Here is an 11,956-nt window from a genome sequence, read left to right on the forward strand (position 1 = left end):
CCGATCCTCTCCGGCGGGGGAGCTCGCTCAGCGGCGCTTGGCGCCCATCGTGGCGCGCGCCGCGCAGAAGGCCGCGTCCAGCCGCCAGGCCGCGCGCGACGCCTCGCCCTCCGTCGCGCCGCGCGCGCCCGCGGCGGCGGCGATCGCCTTCCTGAAGTGCGCGCCGGCCCTGCGGCGCTCGATCGCGACGAGCCCCAGACAGAGCGCGACGAGCAGCACGTCGCGGGCGCTCGGCTCCGGCAGCGTCCACGCGAGCCAGCCGGTGGCGATCGCGAGCATCACGGTACAGAGCTCCCAGGACGCGGCGCGCTCGGCGCCCTCCGACTCCGCCGTGGCGGCCAGCGCGCGCGTCACGCTGGGTGGCGGCTCGAGCTCCCCTCCGGAGAGCTCCGGCGCCCCTGCGCCAGGATTAACGCTCGCGCCGGCGCTCGCCGCGGGGCGCGCCAGGGACGCTGCGACTGCCTTCGTTGCCGCACCGGGATGGATTGAGCTCATACAAACACCCTCCTCGCCTTGCCGTCCGGCCCTGCACGATCCCCAGGCTCGCACGTTGCGCGCCAACGTGAAAAGAGCGACCTGACGTGCTCTGCGAGGTCGGAGCCCGCATCGCGTGCGCATCTGTTGTGCAGGACACGCAATCGGTGCATCTGTTGTGCAGGACACGCAATCGGCCCGTGCCGCTCGAGGCTTGCTCGCACCGGGGCGTAGGGGGGCTTGTCGCTCTATATCGTACCTTCGTTGGTCTGGCGCGAGGCGCGGGCTCTCCTGGCGGGGCGGAGGGGCGCGGCGGCGTCCCTCAGGGCGGGGAGATCGGGAGTGCCGCCGCCGCCGCTCGCGCGTCGCCGGGCCTCGACGGGGCGGCTGGGGGCTCCGGCGTGGAGGGCTGCGCGATCTCGCCGGATTGCAGGAGGCGCGCGCGCACGAGATCGCGGCTGACGCCGAGCCGCGCCGCCGTCAGCCCCAGGTTGCGGTCGCAGCGGCGGTAGGCGGTGCGGATCACGATCTCCTCGACCCGCTCGAGCGTGCCGCCCTCGGCGGCCTCGAGCAGGCCGTGCTTCATGGTGAGCGCCTTCGGGGACGCCCCTTGCTCGTGGCCGAAGAGCTCGCTCTCCGCGAGCGCGGGCGACAGCGCCGCGCAGCTCACGGCGAGGAAGGGCCGGCCGCGGCGCGCGCTGAGCTCGTGCACGTGCCGCGCGATGATCTCCTTGCCGGTGCCGATCTCGCCGGTGATGACCGCGGCCGCGTCGCCGGCTGCGACCTGCCTCGCGCGGTGGAGCAGCTCTTGCGATCTGGGGTCCTCGAAGAGGAGCGCCTTGGCGCGCTCCGTCGGCGCCGTCGTCGATTCGGGGGTGGGGAGCGTGAGCAAGCGCATGGGTGTACCGGCTCTCAGGCAGCCACCTCGCGCGCCGGCAGCGGGAGGCCTTCCCGGATCACGCTGTCGATGAAGGGCCTGACGATCTCCTCCAGCTTGCTCCCGAGCTCGTCATCGATGTCGAGCAGCCCGTCCTCCCCGAGCCGCAGCGCCTTGTCGAGCAGGAACAGCCCCGCGACGACGTGCCGCGCCCCGAGCGACTGGAGCACCGGACGGAGCGCGTAATCGATGGCCAGCACGTGCGCGAGCGTCCCGCCCGTCGCGAGGGGGAGAGCTGCCTTCCCCGCGAGCCCGAACTGCGGCAAGAGGTCGAGGAAGGCCTTGAGCGCCCCCGTGTACGCGGCCTTGTAAACGGGCGTCGCGATGACGACCCCGGCCGCCTCCGCGACGACCCGCGCCGCGTCCGCCAGGGCGGGGGAGTCGACGCGGCCGAACAGGAGATCCTCGGCCGGGAGCTCGCGGACGTGGATGGTGGTGACGCGAAACCCCTCGCGCACGAGCCGCGCCGCGATGCGGGCCGCGAGCGCCGAGGTCTTCGAGCGCGCAGAGACACTTCCGGTGATGATGGCAATGCTCGACATGAGCGCAGCATACCAAGGCCCGAGAGTGATGTCTATTATAACGGATGAATTGTCCGTCGGAGCGGATCGCGCTGCCGGGGGTCGGCCCCGGGGGAGGGGTCGTGTGTGGGCGCGCGTGGGAGGATCCGTATCCGAGCGCAAGAGAACGAGAGAAGAAGAGGGCGCCGGCGGGGGGGCCGGCGCCCTCTTCATGAGCGAACGCTCGCTCTCGCGCTCACGAGCGCTCGCTCGCGGTCAGTTCTCGAACCGCACGTTGTCGAGGTAGTAAGGACCTGCGTTGCTCGTCACGTTGAGGTTGAACTGCAGCTTCACGTCGCTGGCCCCTGCGTTCAGCGCGTTCTTGGTGGCCGTCGGCAGCTGGGCGAACTGGATCCTCACGAACTGGCCCCGGGGGAGCGGGGTGAGCGGGACGTTGCCGGCCCACTGGTTGTGGATGCCGGCCGACGGGATCGAGATCAGCACTTCGATGTTCCCGACCCAGCTCGGGTTCGGCTGGACGGGAGACACGAAGAGATCGAGCGTGATCTTGTCGCCCACCGGCGCGAGGTTCGCCGAGCTGAAGCTCGAGCTGACGATCTCGTTGAACGAGGAGGGCGTGTTCACCTGGAGCGACGAGATGCCCTCCACCACCCGGCCCGTGTGGACCGACAGCTGGGCCTGCGGCGACGTCCACGCGCCCGGCTTCTCGAACCCGAGGATCGGGTCGTTGAGGAGGAACTCCGCCATCACGTTCTTCCGGAACGGGATGAACACGTCCGTGAGGGCCTCCGAGATCTTGAAGCGCTGCCCGCCCGGCTCGTCCGGATCGGCCTCCAGCTGCTCGGAGGTCTGCGTGAACGGCCTCAGCTTCGCCAGCGTCGCGGTCGTGCCGAGATCGAGCTCGACGGTCGGGGAGCCCGTGGCGTCGCCGATCGGCTCATGGCACCCGCTGCACGACAGGGAGAACGCGCGCCCCACGACCTGATCCGGGGTGAGCGCGCTGCCCATCGCGGTGAGCTCGCTCTGGATGCTTGTCCTGAGCGCCGAGGGCCCGGCGCCGAACGTCGCGAAGTAGTTGTTCTGGAGGCCGATCATCTGGCTCTCTCCGGCGTTCATCGTCGTCGGATAGCTCGGCTCCAGGGCGAAGCGGTTGATGTCGTCGGCCGCGGCGAGCCGCTCCACGAGGCCCGGGAACGACGTGCTCCTGAAGGCGACGGCGCGCGCGTCGGTCGAGGCAGGATCGAAGAGCGGCGCGGCCGGGTTGTCCTTCACGAACGATGGCGTCACGACCAGCGTGGCGCTGCTCCCCGAGCCGCTGTGAAGGAGCCTGAACTCCCGGAGGTTCCACGTGGTGAAGGGCTCGGGCGGATCGCCGTCGACCTCGGGGGCGAAGAGGAACTCGTTGGTCCGGATCTGGCCGCCGTACGGGCCCGCGTTCTGGCCGTAGTGATCGATGTGGAGGACGGGCTCGAACCCCCCGGGCAGGCCGTCGAAATAGAAGGCGAGCAGCTCGTCCCTCCGCATCTCCAGGCTCTTCGCCGGATCCGACAGGTTGTACCAGAAGTCGACGACCGGGCGGCACCCTTCCCGTCCAAGGCTCGGCGACGGGTTGGGGAGCCGGCCCTCGAAGATGATGAAGTTGCGCATCTGGAACGCGCTCTCCGGGATGCCCGAGCGCCTCGCGAAGACGACGCGGTACTCACCGCAGTTGGCGCCGTCCGGCGGGGCGAGGTCGAAGCGGTTCGCCAGGGTCGTGGCGACGTAGGCGTTCGGGGCTTCCTCGTCGGCGAAAGGATCCCTGTCGGCCTCCTCGCCCACGACGCGGGGGCAGTCGATCGGCCACCCGTTGATGGACCCGGCCGAGCCGGGGATCACCACGTCATCGCAGTGCGGGCCGAGGCCGATCCCGTCCGCGGCCTTCCGGTTCGTGTCCATGAACTGCTGGAAGAGCTGGAGGGGCGTCAGGCTGACGCCCGCCTGATCGATGAGCTGCTGGAGCACGTCCTTCAGCTTGAAGGCGCCGAGGATGTCGGTGTTCGTGATGACGAGCGACCTCCGCTCGTTGATGGGGAAAGGAAGCGAGAGCGCCTGGCCGGCCTCCGCGATCTCACCCTCGGCGAGATCGGCCGGAGCGCCGCCCGTGGGCCCGAGATCCGCGCAAGAAACCGGCAGTATCGCGAGCGCGGCCAGCGCGGCGCGCCGCGCCCCCCGCCACGCGCCGGGGGAGGCAGGATCAGAATGAGAGCGCACCGGACTGCTCGAACTCGACAGCTTCGACGACATGAAACCTCCTGAAATGACCCCGAAGAACGGCGGCGCCGCGCGAGAGCGCGAGCGCGCGCTCGCGGATGGACGGGGCGGCCCGAGGAGGACGACCGCCGGCGAGCGCCAGAGTCGGTCCGCAAAGAGACGACGCCCGGCGCGCGCCGCATGGGCGACGTGCCTCGCCGAGGCCGGCGCTGCCACGGCAGCCTGGCCTCATCGAGCCGCTGAATCCACCGTTCCGCGATGAAACGCCCCGGCGCCGCCGCCTCTCGGCGCGGCCGCCCGTGAACGCGGACCGTATATTAATGCTGTTTACGTACAGGGCAAGCGATATGAATGCTCGTGTTTGTACTCGCGTTAATTTTTCGCGGTCCGCGCGAGCGTCGTTTTCGTGTCCATTTCATGTCGTCCGTGCGAGCGTCGATGTCGTCGCCGCGGGCGCAGGCGAGGATATCCCGCTCGCGTGTTCGAACATGGTGCGGAGTTTGCTGTTCGCTGGTGGAGCCGTTGTCGTGGAGGCAATCACCGAGCCGCGCCGACGATCCGGCGCAGCGGCTCGGCGAAGGAGCTCGATGGATACAGCGCGAAGAACGCCGCCGCGCGCGCCCGCGCCTCGTCGGCGCGCCCGAGGCGCACCAGCGCGCGGATCGCGATGAACTCCCGCTCTTCCGCGAGCCGCCCCTTCGGGAACTCGGCCTGGTGCCTCTCCAGCGCGGCGAGGGCGGCCTCCGGATCCTGCGCGAGCGACGCTCTGGACGCGTCGACGAGGTTGGACTCCCGGACCAGGTCGTCGCGGTCCGCCGCGGCGGTCGCCTCCGGCGCTGGCGCGGCCGGTCGGGGGCTCCGCGGCGCCTCGCGGTGGAGGGCGGAGGGGGTCGGGCGCGGCGCCTCGGCCGCCGGCGCCTCGGCCACCGGCGCCTCGGCGATCGGCGCTTCGGCCACCGGCGCTTCCGCCGCCGGCGCCTCGGCCGGCATGCGGTTTTCCGCGCGGGAGAGCAGCCGCTCCAGCGGCAGATCGGTGAGCACCGGCGGCGGCGCGATCGTCGCGGCGGCGCTCGGGGCCTCGCCCAGGGCGGCGTGGAGCCCTGCCCCGCCCGCCCCGATGCCCGCCGCGAGGAAGATCCCCTTGATCCACGCGGGCATCGTCGCGCCGGCGGCCGCGCCCGCGGCCGTCTCGAGCGGCGCCACCCGGGCCGCGGTGCGCGCGAGCTCGGCGGAGGTCATCGGTCGGATCGGCGCGGCGGCGCGGAGCAGCTCGCGTGCGCCGGGCGGGGCGCCTCCTCCTTCCTGGTTCCATCGCTTCGGATCGCTCATCTGGCCCCCCTGCGCGCGCGCTCGGCCTCGGACTTCTTCAGGAGCGTCGCGAACTCCTTCCGCGCCGCGTGGAGCCGCGAGTAGACGGTCCCCACGGGGACGCCGACGAGGCGCGCGATCTCGTCGCACGGCATCTCTTCGATCTCGAACATGACGAACACGGCCCGGCGATCGAGATCCATGGCCTCGAGGATGCCCTCGAGCTGCAGCCGCGCCTCGCGGCTGGAGGTGATCTCTTCCGGGCCGCGCGCGGAGTCGGGCACGTCGTCCACCACCTCGCCGAGCCGCTCGCGGCGCGCGTGGGCGCGGCGGCGGTGCGACGAGGCGACGCGGCGGCAGATGGCGAAGAGCCACGTCGTGATCGGGCAGGCCCAGTCGAAGGACGGGAGCCGCTGCTGGACGACGACGAAGACGTCCTGGAAGGCATCCTCCAGGTCAGGGTGCTGGATGCCGAACCGCTGGAGGGTCGCCCAGACGAAGCTGCCGTGCTCGGCGTGCAGGGCGACGAGGCTCCGTGGCGGCTGCTTGGCGTCGCGCAGGACGTCGGCTCGTAAGCACTGCTCCACGGAGAGCTGAATGCCGGCAGCCCGGGGATCCTTCATCAAAATGTGAGGCCGACCCCCCCGAACACCGCGGCGGCGAGCGCGGCCTGCTCCAGGCCCGTCGGCAGCCCGCCCTCGAGCTGGAAATCGTACCGTGTCACTGGAACGAAGAGATCGATACCTGTCTCGAGCCGCAGCGGCCCGATGACACGGACGCCGAGCCGCGTGCCGGCCCCGAGGCTGAGCCACGCGCGCGAGCCGACGTCGGTCGGCAGGATCGTCGGCGGGACGTCGTCGTCCCCGTAGATGACGGCGTAGATGGCGCCCGCCACCGCCCTGCCGCAGAGCCCGAAGGCGACCGAGCGGCTCCGGACCATTTCGACGCACGCGCCGAGCCAGCCCGCGGTGAGCCCGAAGGCGAACGTCCGCCGGGCCGCGTGCTGCTCCGGGAGCCACAGCGCGCCCGTCTCGAGCGTCCACCTCGGCAGGATCGACCACTCGCCCGACAAGGCGACGCCGAACCCGGGCGAGGGGACGATGCCCGTGGAAGCGAGCCCGCGCCACGAGACCGAGAGCCGGGGCGGCGGCGGGGCCTCGGCCGGGGGCGGCGTCGCCTTGGCCTGCGCCGGCCAGGGGAACGGCGGCTCCGGCGCCCGCTCCGCCGCCGGAGGGCGCGCGGGCAGCGGCGGGGGACGCGGCGCCTCGGGGGCCTGCGGGGGGCGCGGCGCGTCGGCGGTCGGGGAGGCGAGGCCGGCCTCGGGATCGGTCGCGAGCAGGATGTGCACCGCCGCAGCGGCCACGATCCCGTCGCAGCTCTGCCGGTCGTCGGAGAGCTCGCGGACCGTCGGCGGGGCGCCGTCGCACAGCTCGGTCCGGATCGTGGCCGACCAGGCCCCGGGCTGGCCCTGCACCACGGCCTCGATCGAGGCGGCCTTGCCCGTCGTGACGAGCTCCCGCCCGAGCCGCCGCGAGATCTCGGCGCGGAACCGGGACGCCGAGGGGCACCGCCCCTCCGCGCCCGCGAGGCGCACCCACGACACATCCGCGGCCGCGCGATCGCACTCCGCCCGCGCGCGCGGCACGCCGGTGAGCGCGAGCGCCGCGCAGGCGCTCAACGCCGAGACGAGCGCACGTGCGGCCGGCGCGCTCACCCTGTGCCGCTCGCTGCCTCTCGGCCGCTCGACCTCGTCAGCGGGGGAAAGAGGCGGCTTCGTCGGAGGTGGCACGGCACAAGGGCGAGAATGTCAGGCGGCTTGCCAAAGGGAGAGGATCCTGTACACCCGGATGATTTGCAAGTCACCGGAATTTCGGACGGATAGCGGCGAACGTCGTCGCCCGGGCGCGGGCTTCCGAGGAGCGCTCGCCCCTTGCCATCGCGAACCCCTCGCGAGAGGCACGCCTGACGTGCACCGACGGCTGCGAGCCCGCGCCGTGCAGGTGGCGATAGAGTGGATCGCTGCGGCGCGGTGAGCGAAACGGAACCCGGCGAGGAGGGCTCCATGATGACAATGCGCATGCGGGGTACAGAGGTTATCGAGGTTCGCTATGCGCTCGAGCACCTCTTCAGCGATCAAGAGCACGACTGGGTGAGCGACACGATCGCTCCGGTTCTGGCGTGGGTTCCAGGCAGATCCAGGAGCAAGCGGAGCCAGCCGTTCCGATTCGTGGTCGACCACGTCGTCCCCGGGAGGTCGAGGACCGTGCATGTCGACCTGACCTGGGATCTTCCCTTGCTGGAGCGCCTCGTTCCTGGAGTCGAAGCCCACGCACGGAGGCTGCGCGACGGGCGGACGGCGCAGCGGGAACACGTGACCGAGCTGGCAGCGTACGGGCTGACGTTCGTGGCGATCTCCACGCTGATGCCGGGCCGGCGGGTCAAGACCATGCGCAAGGGCTCTGCGCCGGACATCCTGTTCGACGTCACGCCGGGCTCTCTCCGCGGCGTCGAGGCGGCAGGGCGCGCCACCGGGGGCCGCAGCGCGCTCTTGGCGGTCCGGGGCGGCGCGGCGTCGAGGCGCGAGGCGCGGGCGAAGGACGGGAAGGCTTCGGAGCTGCGCGCCCGGCGCGACATCGCCGAGGTCCATCTTTCCCTCTGGTGCGCCTCGCCCCGGGTCAGCATGATGGAGCAGGTCAAGCCGTGACGAGCGGAACGGAGTTGTACGAGTTCAGCCTGGCGAGCAGCGGGAAGCTGAAGCTGCGGGCGACGGCGCGCCTCGCGGAGGGGGGGCCTGACGCGACCTTCGAGGCCTGCGTCCTGCTGCACGAGGCCGCGCGCCTCGAGCGCCGGGCCGTCGAGGTCCTGCCGGCCTGTCCCGCGGCGACGCGCCTCGCTGCCTCCGTCGAAGAGTGCTTCTGCCTCGTCGAGGGGCGAAATCCGCCGGGGGCTGGCGAGGTCTGGGGGAGGATCCTGCGCGAGAAGCGCGACGTGGACGGCGGAACGGCAGAGGCGCTTCTGTCACGGCTCACGCCGCGTTACGAGGGGAGCCGTCGTGGCTTCGCGAAGCTCATCGGGAGCTGCACGACGCTGCGGCAGCTCAGGACCGCGGGCGCGCTCGTGCCCACGTCGGCCGCCGAGCGAGCGCGCGCGCTTCGCGAGGTGAACCTCGTCCTGTCGAAGTTCCCCGGGATTCCTGGCTTCTGGTGGGCGGCGTACCGCCTCGCCGAGGCCCGGGGTGACCTTGAAACGGCGTGGAGCGCTCTTTCAAGGGCTCACCGGCTCGAGCCCGACAACCGGCAGTTCACCGCCATGGGTCTCCTCGTTGCGGCGCGCGCGCTGTCCGCAGCGGATGCCGACGAGCACCTCTGCCGGGCGAGATCCTCGCTCGACAGGGCCGGGGCCGAGGTGTGCCTGATGTATGCTCTCGCGGAGGTCGAGCTGGCGAGGGCGGACGGCGCGCGATCGCGGTGGCTCCGAGCGCGAGAGGCGACCAGCGTCGGGCTGGTTCAGGCCCGGTCCGAGGAACTGAGGCGGGAGCTCCATGCGACGCAGCTCATCCTCGATAGCCTCCTCGCTGGGCAGGATCCGACGTTCGACGCGCTGTATCTCGCCGGGCTCGGCGCGGTCGCCGCGAGCGCTCCGCCGAAGAGCAACGTGATCGAGCTTCTTTCGTGGGAGGCGGAGCGGCGCGTGCAGGCGATGGAGCGTCGCGCGGCGTAAGCGCCCGACCGACGCCATCGCGTAGTCGACAGGCCTCGCCCTTCCGGTCGATGGAGCGAGCGCCGAGCGGCCTGCTCTCGGGGGATCGAAGCCTCCTGCCCGCCGTATTCAACAAGCCTTGCTCCTCCCGGCGAACGCCACGTCAGCCCAACAGATTGGGCCAGTGCCCGAAGGCGCGCTGCTCGCGGTGAGCAACAAGGATCCTGTGCCGCGCACCATCTGGAAGTCCCCCGCGCTGGATCCATCTCCCGGCGCGTTCGCCCGCCCACACGCGCGCTCCTGCTCCTCGCGACCTCGCACGCCGCCGGGCGCCCGGTTCGAGTAGCATCCGGCCCATCCTCTTCGATGCCCGCGAGCCCGCAGCCCATGCACTCCCGCCCGACCACCATCGGCGTCCTCACGCCCTTCCTCGACGGCTTTTATTTCACCTCGGTCCTCAGGGGGATCCATCAGGCGGCGCAGGAGCGCGGCCATCGTGTCCTGGTGGTACGCGGCACGCCAGCGTACGTCCAGGCGCCCTCGCTCGCCCGGGATCAGGTGGACGGGTGGATCGTCGTGCTCGCCACGGATGGCATCGAGCTCCTCGCGCAGGCGCGTGTCCCGCTCGTCACGGTCAGCTCCTGCGCCCCCGAGGCGGGCTGTCCGACCATCATGCCGGACAACCGCGAGGGCGTCCGGAGCGCGGTGCGCCACCTGATCGAGCATGGACACCGGCGCATCGCGTTCGTCGGTTGCATGGATCAGGACGACATCCGCGCGCGCTTCGACGGTTACATGGAGACGCTCGTCGAGGGCGGGATCCCCTTCGATCCCGGCCTCGTCTTCGACGCCGACAACAACTGGCACTCCGGCGGTCAGCGCGCCGCAGAGGCGCTCATCGCGCGCAGGGGAGAGCTCACGGCCGCTGTCGTCGCCACGGACAAGAACGCGCTCGGGATGATGTCGGCCCTCCAGGCCGCCGGATACCGCATCCCCGACGATCTGGCGATCATCGGCTTCGACGACATCACCGACGCGCAGTGGTCGACCCCGCCGCTGACGACCGTGCGCCAGCGCTTCGACGCCCTCGGGGCGCTCGCGTACGAGCTCGTGCTGGCGCGGCTCGCAGGCCAGGTCGTGCCGTCCGGGCCCGTGCTCGCGCCGACCACGTTCGTCAGGCGGCGGACGTGCGGGTGCGACCCGCTCCATGGCTTGCTCCACGGCTTGCTCCACCGGAAGGGCGCGGCGCCCGACGACGACCTCAACGCCATCGAACGGCAGATGGTCGAGCTGCTCCTCCGCCTGCCGCTCCCGCCCGAGACGCCCCCGACGGCCGTTTGGCCCGGCGTCGCCGCCGTGATCGCTGGATATACCGCGGCGCTCGAGGGCGCCGCGCCCCCGCCCGCGGCCGCGATCGACGAGGCCTGTCAGCAGGCCGTCCGCCTCACGCCTGACGTGGAGAGCCTCATGGGGATCGCCCGCCTCCTCGGCCGGTCCGGAAAGCGACGCCGCGCGCGCCTGGACAGGGAAGCAGCGGAGTCCGCGGCGGAGCGAGCCGAGGAGTTCCAGGAGCGGCTGCGCCTCTCGCTCATGCTGGCTCGCGTCGAGACCGAGCGGCAGTTCGTCGACGATCTCGGGGCGCTCACGCGGTCCGATCACGAGGTGAGCCTCGCGCTGCTCGGCGGCACCCAGGAAGACTCGCGCTCGCTCTCCTGGCTCGACTCGACCGCCGCCGTCTGGGGCTGCCTCGCGCTCTGGGAAGACCCGGCGACCCGCGCGCGCCTCGTCATCGCCGGCGCCTACAGCCGCGATGGCAGCCCGACTCCCTCGCTCGGCGCCGTCTGCGCGCGGGAGGATTTCCCGCCCGCCGAGCGCTTGCCAGCGTCGACCGCCGGCGGCCCGTACATGGTGACGCTCCTGCCGATCCGCACGCTCCGCCACGACTGGGGGGTCCTCGCGATCGTCGGCCCGAGCTCGATCGAGGTCGCCGGCGACGAGGGCACCATCTCCATCTGGGGGGCGCTCCTCGGCGCCGCCCTCGAGCGGGACGCGCTCGTGCAGTCGCTCTCCGAGCAGCACGCGAGCCTCCAGGAGGCCTATCAGCGCGAGCGCGCCCTCTCGGCCGCGGTGCGCGAGCTCGGCTGCCCGCTCATCCCGCTCCTGCCCGGCGTGCTGCTCGTCCCGCTCGTCGGCGAGCTCGATGGAGATCGCGCCCGGCAGATGCTCGAGCGGGTGGTCGATGGGGTGGGCCGACACGGGGCGCGCTGCGTGTTGCTCGATATCACGGGCGTCCCGAGCATCGACGCCCAGGTGGCCCACGCGCTCGGGCAGACGCAGCGCGCTGCCTCCCTGCTCGGCGCCCGCGTCCACCTCGTCGGCGTGCGGCCCGAGCTCGCGATGCGCCTCGTCGCCCTCGATATCCACCTCGGCGATCTGTCCAGCCACCAGTCGCTGGCGTCCGCGCTCGATGACCTCGCGTCGACAGGAGTCCCATCGCTCCGCACGAGACGGAATGACGCGGCGGAAGCGACGCCGCGTTCGTCGCGCAACGCGACCTCGGATACGGGGCGTCGCGGAGGATGGGAGTGACGCTCGGCGCGTCGCGCTGAGCGCGCGCGCAGCGCCGTGGACCGCCCCACCCGCTGCGCGCCGCCCGCGCTGGTCTCGTCTGGGGCTGAGCACGTCTCGAACGTGCATGTCGTCTCCCACGGTGCTTGTCGAGCGCGCAACATGTGCGGGACATCGCGAGATGTTGCGAGCTCTTGCG

General features: G+C 72.0%; 10 protein-coding genes. 3 read left to right on the plus strand and 7 right to left on the minus strand.

Features of this window, described 5'->3' with window-relative positions; translation table 11 throughout:
• Positions 1-27 precede the first annotated feature (27 nt).
• The 7 genes from WMF22_RS13025 to WMF22_RS13055 form a co-directional block, all read right to left on the minus strand.
• A complete protein-coding gene (locus WMF22_RS13025; protein ID WP_437299397.1) occupies positions 28-354 on the minus strand; it encodes a hypothetical protein in 327 nt (108 codons plus the stop codon).
• Positions 355-796: 442 nt separating this feature from the next.
• Entirely contained in the window at positions 797-1,372 is a 576-nt protein-coding gene (locus tag WMF22_RS13030; RefSeq protein WP_438035965.1) for a sigma 54-interacting transcriptional regulator, read from the minus strand.
• 14 nt (positions 1,373-1,386) lie between these two features.
• On the minus strand, positions 1,387-1,953 hold the full coding sequence (ssuE, locus tag WMF22_RS13035) for an NADPH-dependent FMN reductase (protein WP_438035966.1): 567 nt from the start codon (positions 1,951-1,953) through the stop codon (positions 1,387-1,389).
• Between the two features lie 234 nt (positions 1,954-2,187).
• On the minus strand, positions 2,188-4,182 hold the full coding sequence (locus WMF22_RS13040; RefSeq protein ID WP_437299400.1) for a hypothetical protein: 1,995 nt from the start codon (positions 4,180-4,182) through the stop codon (positions 2,188-2,190).
• Between the two features lie 537 nt (positions 4,183-4,719).
• The gene (locus WMF22_RS13045) at positions 4,720-5,511 is read right to left on the minus strand and encodes a hypothetical protein (RefSeq protein WP_438035967.1); all 792 of its coding nucleotides are present in this window, start codon (positions 5,509-5,511) and stop codon (positions 4,720-4,722) included.
• The gene (locus tag WMF22_RS13050) at positions 5,508-6,113 is read right to left on the minus strand and encodes an RNA polymerase sigma factor (RefSeq protein WP_437299402.1); all 606 of its coding nucleotides are present in this window, start codon (positions 6,111-6,113) and stop codon (positions 5,508-5,510) included. The genes WMF22_RS13045 and WMF22_RS13050 overlap by 4 nt, the downstream gene beginning before the upstream one ends.
• Positions 6,113-7,204, minus strand: a complete 1,092-nt coding sequence (locus WMF22_RS13055; protein WP_438035968.1) for a hypothetical protein — start codon at positions 7,202-7,204, stop codon at positions 6,113-6,115. The genes WMF22_RS13050 and WMF22_RS13055 overlap by 1 nt, the downstream gene beginning before the upstream one ends.
• Positions 7,205-7,552: 348 nt before the next feature.
• Here WMF22_RS13055 and WMF22_RS13060 point away from each other — a divergent pair, with 348 nt between their 5' ends.
• The 3 genes from WMF22_RS13060 to WMF22_RS13070 all read left to right on the plus strand — a co-directional run bounded on the left by WMF22_RS13060 (position 7,553) and on the right by WMF22_RS13070 (position 11,778).
• On the plus strand, positions 7,553-8,194 hold the full coding sequence (locus WMF22_RS13060) for a hypothetical protein (RefSeq protein WP_437299404.1): 642 nt from the start codon (positions 7,553-7,555) through the stop codon (positions 8,192-8,194).
• Complete coding sequence (locus WMF22_RS13065) at positions 8,191-9,210, plus strand: hypothetical protein (RefSeq protein ID WP_437299405.1); 1,020 nt, start codon at positions 8,191-8,193, stop codon at positions 9,208-9,210. The genes WMF22_RS13060 and WMF22_RS13065 overlap by 4 nt, the downstream gene beginning before the upstream one ends.
• Before the next feature lie 366 nt (positions 9,211-9,576).
• On the plus strand, positions 9,577-11,778 hold the full coding sequence (locus tag WMF22_RS13070; RefSeq protein ID WP_438035969.1) for a substrate-binding domain-containing protein: 2,202 nt from the start codon (positions 9,577-9,579) through the stop codon (positions 11,776-11,778).
• Positions 11,779-11,956 lie beyond the last annotated feature (178 nt).

The organism is Sorangium sp. So ce204 (assembly GCF_051526795.1).
GTDB classification, from domain to species: domain Bacteria; phylum Myxococcota_A; class Polyangia; order Polyangiales; family Polyangiaceae; genus Sorangium; species Sorangium cellulosum_B.

What these genes read in the sequence shown, in the direction of transcription:
- ssuE (WP_438035966.1), bottom strand. Translation starts at nt 1,953, where the DNA reads ATGTCGAGCATTGCCATCATCACCGGAAGTGTCTCTGCGCGCTCGAAG.
- WMF22_RS13070 (WP_438035969.1), top strand. Translation starts at nt 9,577, where the DNA reads ATGCACTCCCGCCCGACCACCATCGGCGTCCTCACGCCCTTCCTCGAC.
- WMF22_RS13045 (WP_438035967.1), bottom strand. Translation starts at nt 5,511, where the DNA reads ATGAGCGATCCGAAGCGATGGAACCAGGAAGGAGGAGGCGCCCCGCCC.
- WMF22_RS13050 (WP_437299402.1), bottom strand. Translation starts at nt 6,113, where the DNA reads ATGAAGGATCCCCGGGCTGCCGGCATTCAGCTCTCCGTGGAGCAGTGC.
- WMF22_RS13060 (WP_437299404.1), top strand. Translation starts at nt 7,553, where the DNA reads ATGATGACAATGCGCATGCGGGGTACAGAGGTTATCGAGGTTCGCTAT.
- WMF22_RS13030 (WP_438035965.1), bottom strand. Translation starts at nt 1,372, where the DNA reads ATGCGCTTGCTCACGCTCCCCACCCCCGAATCGACGACGGCGCCGACG.